The 2,886-nt window shown below is 36.5% G+C and carries 5 protein-coding genes; 3 read left to right on the top strand and 2 right to left on the bottom strand.

Going from position 1 to position 2,886, the window contains the following annotated elements; all coding sequences use genetic code 11:
* Nucleotides 1-228: 228 nt before the first annotated feature.
* A complete protein-coding gene (locus VNJ50_RS11905) occupies nucleotides 229-621 on the top strand; it encodes an Arm DNA-binding domain-containing protein (protein ID WP_325582194.1) in 393 nt (130 codons plus the stop codon).
* A gap of 54 nt (nucleotides 622-675) precedes the next feature.
* Here the strand turns inward: VNJ50_RS11905 and VNJ50_RS11900 are convergent, their stop codons facing one another.
* Nucleotides 676-1,533 carry a nucleotidyl transferase AbiEii/AbiGii toxin family protein gene (locus VNJ50_RS11900; RefSeq protein WP_325582192.1) on the bottom strand — a complete coding sequence of 286 codons (858 nt, stop codon included), beginning with the start codon at nucleotides 1,531-1,533 and terminating at the stop codon, nucleotides 676-678.
* The gene (locus VNJ50_RS11895; protein ID WP_325582191.1) at nucleotides 1,530-2,168 is read right to left on the bottom strand and encodes a hypothetical protein; all 639 of its coding nucleotides are present in this window, start codon (nucleotides 2,166-2,168) and stop codon (nucleotides 1,530-1,532) included. The genes VNJ50_RS11900 and VNJ50_RS11895 overlap by 4 nt, the downstream gene beginning before the upstream one ends.
* Before the next feature lie 103 nt (nucleotides 2,169-2,271).
* Here VNJ50_RS11895 and VNJ50_RS11890 point away from each other — a divergent pair, with 103 nt between their 5' ends.
* Both VNJ50_RS11890 and VNJ50_RS11885 read left to right on the top strand, forming a co-directional pair.
* Nucleotides 2,272-2,436, top strand: coding sequence for a VOC family protein (locus tag VNJ50_RS11890; protein ID WP_325582189.1), 165 nt, complete (start codon nucleotides 2,272-2,274; stop codon nucleotides 2,434-2,436).
* Between the two features lie 28 nt (nucleotides 2,437-2,464).
* Nucleotides 2,465-2,886, top strand: a 422-nt coding sequence (locus tag VNJ50_RS11885; protein WP_325582187.1) for an SRPBCC family protein, incomplete at its 3' end; no start/stop codon positions are given.

The following is a 2,886-nucleotide window of genomic DNA, read 5'->3' as shown; positions in this document are numbered from 1 at the left end:
AGCATCTTCAAAGGATGTCAAAACCAAGCAAGTTTTAGGAATTGCTTGGTTTTTAGGTTTTTATGGGTTCATTTGAATTTATATGGTTCGAATTAAAATGGTGGCTAAAAGGGGACCTTTTTTTTAAAAGAGACCTCGGGTCTCTTTTAAGGAAAAATAACTAAATTTACTTGGTATAGTTGATTTGACTTTCGTCTTAAAGGATTGTTTCATTTAAAGACGACAACTATGCGTACTTCAAAAACATTTAGCATCCGCTTCTGGGCGAACCCCAAGAAAGCGAAAAACAACAGTGCATTACTTTATGCCCGGGTAACGGTCAATCAGAAAAGAGTAGAAATCAGTTTAAAGAGAAAGGTCCCCCTCGATTTGTGGGACGGTAAGAACAAGAAGGTTTTGGGCCATTCTTCCGAAGCCAAACAGATCAATCATTACCTTGAGGAAACACGGGTACTGCTCTTTCAGATATATCAGGACCTAAAATTTCAAGGTGAGCTGATAACAGCAAAGAAAATCAAGACCATATTTCTTGGCGAAGATGAGAACTCCAAAACGTTACTTGAGCTTATTGACCCACCGTTTCAAACTGGAATATTGTCTAATGAAATTACACCTATATAATGAAGCCTTTGAAGGCGCAATTGTTGCCACTGCCCAAATTGATATTTCCTAAAGTCAAATATTCTCAAATTTAATTTTTTGTATCAAATCCCTGAAATATTCAGGACTCCAAATATTTAATACTTCATCGTTTGGGATGAACTTAACAACATCCTCTTTGATGCTGCTAAAAGAAACTGATTTGATCTTGTTCTCCAATAGCTCTATAATCTGTTCCTTGGATATACTGTCACCTAGCCAATCGTTAGTATCTTTTGCCCTGGTCAGGAAATGATTTACATCCAATGGGATTCCCTTTTTGATATACCATTCCAAGTCATACCAATCCCTTCCCTTGACCCTGTTTTGCCACTTTCTGAATAATAGGGCATGCATTTTACCTGCAAACAAACTGGGTTTCGCAAAGCTTTTTACATAAAATGAAAATGGACGGAGCAATAACTTTTCTTCGGTTTTAAAGCTTAATGGCGGTTGTCGGTCAACTTCTATTTTTATTTTCAAGGTTTTGTTGGACCGCACTCCGGTTTCTTTGATGATGTCTTCAAGTACAATTTCTTGCCATATGGTTTCGGCTTTCAGAAAGGCAGAATCAATAGCTGTTTGCCTTGTTTTTTTCTTCTCTCTAATAGTAACAGTCAGTCCCAAGGACCTAAATTCATCGATAACCGCATTGAAATAGGGTTCTATTGAAAAATTGGGATCAGGTTGAAGTAAGGAAAAATCCAAATCTTCGGAATATCTATCCAAGCCATAAAAAATTCGGAGAGCGGTACCTCCATAAAATGCTGCTTTTTCAAAAAAATCAGTTCTTGATAAACCTGCTAAAGTAATTTCTTGCATTATTTCCCGCAATGCAGATAATATTTCTTCTTCATTTTGAGGGTTATATTCGGCTATCCATTCTTTTATCATAATTCTTTCAGCGTTTTAATGAGCATTTCCACACTACTTTTTTTAGGTGCATTTTCAATCCATGATTCCATAACTTTCGTGTCCAATGTACTTAAGACTTCACTGTCCATACGAAGGTCTTCCATTAAAAAATCTTGTGTTTGTGTGATGCTTCTCAAATGGATTTTGGGTGTCAGCACAATTTTGTCGCACAAGGCTTTTTCGGGCGAGGCCACCAATATGGATTGTTTGGATGAATGTCTTATGTTTTTTATTCCATAAGAATAATAAGGGGTCTTTAATTGCCGGTAACTAAACCGTCCAACTGGGGTTTTATATAACTTTGAAGTTTTAATGGTTACTGAACTTATTTCGTAAGCTCTTTCAGGGATCATGCTCCAATAGGACAATGCGGACTCTAAGGACACATAGCTCGGTCCTCTAAGGTGATTTGCAATTAGAAAGGGCTCTGGTGTTGGCAGGTCTGTTTTGGGACCTACAATATATAGCCCTCTTCGGACAGAAATGAGTGCCTTACTTTTGATGAGTTCACTGATTTTATCATTTGGACGCTGATACTCACTGAGTAAATCTAAGATTAAATGTCTGGATATAGGAGCTTCGGCATATTCCTTTATCATCTTTCTGAAATCCATATTGTAATTATTACATAAGTTAATCGGGTTTTTTCCGACTTACTGATGTAAATATAGCAATTAAATGTAATAAAATAGATATATAGTCGGTAATGTTGACAGCTTGGAAGAAGTAAATTCAATTGCTGACAAAGCACTTAAAGCCGGTGGTAAAGAATCAAATGAACCGATAGACTACGGGTATATGCAACAACGTAGTTTTGAGGATTTGGACGGGCATTTATGGGAAATTGTGTATATGGATATGAGTAAATTCCCAAAGAAATAAGTTTACAAAAAGCATAAAAATAATTATTATGGAAAACAATAGTGTATCTCTCCACAGAGTTTTGAAAGCATCGCCCGAAAAGGTCTTTCGTGCTTTTTCCGATCCAGTAGCTTATGCCAGTTGGATTCCACCTTATGGGTTTTTGTGCACCGCTCAACAAATGGATTTTAAAGTGGGTGGCAGTTATAAAATGACATTTATAAATTTCACAACAGGAAATAAACAGTCGTTTGGCGGTGAGTTTTTAGAATTAAAGACCAATGAATTCATTAAAATCACTGACAGATTTGACGATCCTAATTTGCCGGGAGAAATGACAACAATTATCTGGCTGAACAAAGTGATATGCGGCACAGAACTAAAAGTTCTCCAAGAAGGTATACCTTCTGAGATACCTGTTGAAATGTGCTATTTGGGATGGCAGGATTCTTTAGATAAATTAATTAAATT

This window comes from Gelidibacter sp., assembly GCF_035577925.1.
Classification (GTDB): Bacteria; Bacteroidota; Bacteroidia; order Flavobacteriales; family Flavobacteriaceae; genus Gelidibacter.
This window is presented reverse-complemented; position numbering and strand designations above follow the sequence as displayed.

Bases quoted from the DNA above. Each gene is read 5' to 3' on its own strand.
- VNJ50_RS11905 (WP_325582194.1), top strand. From the start codon at position 229: ATGCGTACTTCAAAAACATTTAGCATCCGCTTCTGGGCGAACCCCAAG.
- VNJ50_RS11900 (WP_325582192.1), bottom strand. From the start codon at position 1,533: ATGATAAAAGAATGGATAGCCGAATATAACCCTCAAAATGAAGAAGAA.
- VNJ50_RS11895 (WP_325582191.1), bottom strand. From the start codon at position 2,168: ATGGATTTCAGAAAGATGATAAAGGAATATGCCGAAGCTCCTATATCC.